This window comes from Pedobacter nutrimenti (genome assembly GCF_003208655.1).
In the GTDB taxonomy this organism is placed as follows: Bacteria; Bacteroidota; Bacteroidia; order Sphingobacteriales; family Sphingobacteriaceae; genus Pedobacter; species Pedobacter nutrimenti.
Genome location: NZ_QKLU01000021.1, coordinates 1 through 1235 on the forward strand (window position 1 = coordinate 1; position 1235 = coordinate 1235).

The window sequence follows — 1235 nt, forward strand, 5'->3', positions numbered from 1 at the left end:
AAGTTATATGAATCAAGTTTACAGGCGAAATTTGATTACCATAATTCTATAGCCTATGCTAAAGAGCTGGCTAAAGAAGAAGGAAAGCTGGAGGGGAAGCACACAGCAGCTTTGAATATTGCTTTGGAGCTCAAGAAAAAGAGGTTGGACAATGCTTTTATTGCAGAAGTCACCAAGCTCTCTGCGGAAGAAATTGAAAAACTAGACATATAGCCTGATTTCATTTCGGTTTTAAGTGTTTTTAAATTTCTGTTGTGTGAATGGTTTTGACATTATAAAGATCTTCCTTTAATCGTAAAATCTTAATGGAATTGGCTGTTTGGAGTGTCTAAAATTATATAACTTGTTTTTATGAATATACATATTAATTGAATCTGCTTTAAGCTTCAATGTATCTTTATTTTGGACATACTCTCCAGTTAAAAATTCAATAGAAGATCCACCAGAATTACTATATGTCATGCTAAATCTGTTATAATTATTCGACTTATCGATTCTAAAAGTGGTGTCTTTCAAATTAAAGTCCCACATATCATAGGCGCTTCTAGATTGATTCCTCAATTCCGAAGTAAACGCCCAATAGGTAATTATAGGTGCAACCAGGCAGTTGACAAAAAACATCATACTGTATGGCCTCTTTACGAAAAAAAGTATTCCACCAATAATAACATTAATAATAAAAACGTAAGGCACCACCAAATAAATAACCATTGCCGATCCTTCCCCAAGATTTTCATTTTTTGCCCAAAGCCATATTACCAAAATATCGACCAGCAGGAGACCTAATGTTTGTTTAAATGCTTTTATGGTAAATAGTTCCACAACAAGAGCTAGTTTGTTTATGACGAATATACATTAAAGCTGGTCTCCTTGCTATACCTATAATTTTTTATATAGTCTTGGCACACATGCGTCAGGCTTTTTGTAAAAGTGGGGTAATAGGTAAAAAGTTAACCAGTATTCGAAAAAATTGGCCTTGATTGGAGGTATGCTAATTTAATTATACATGACCACAACAATGAGCCGTTACATTGACCCTCTCACCGATTTTGGATTTAAACACCTGTTCGGAAGTGAGCCAGACAAAGACATTATGATCGGGTTTTTAAATGCCCTCTTTGAAGGGGAGAAACATATTATTGACATCGTTTACAGCCCTACCGAACACCAGGGTAATCAGAGTACCGAGAAAAGGGTGTTTTTTGACCTGACCTGTACGGGAACAGACGGAGAAA

At 35.5% G+C, this 1235-nt stretch carries 2 protein-coding genes and 1 pseudogene; 2 read left to right on the plus strand and 1 reads right to left on the minus strand.

Translation table 11 applies throughout. The features are described from left to right. Nucleotides 1-213, plus strand: a pseudogene (locus B0O44_RS24835) (Rpn family recombination-promoting nuclease/putative transposase); the annotation flags it as partial. Between the two features lie 75 nt (nt 214-288). Here the strand turns inward: B0O44_RS24835 and B0O44_RS24840 are convergent. Continuing rightward, nucleotides 289-822 carry a hypothetical protein gene (locus B0O44_RS24840; protein ID WP_110834807.1) on the minus strand — a complete coding sequence of 178 codons (534 nt, stop codon included), beginning with the start codon at nt 820-822 and terminating at the stop codon, nt 289-291. Nucleotides 823-1006: 184 nt separating this feature from the next. Here B0O44_RS24840 and B0O44_RS24845 point away from each other — a divergent pair. Beyond that, on the plus strand, nt 1007-1235 hold a 229-nt coding region (locus B0O44_RS24845), incomplete at its 3' end, for a PD-(D/E)XK nuclease family transposase (RefSeq protein ID WP_211321455.1).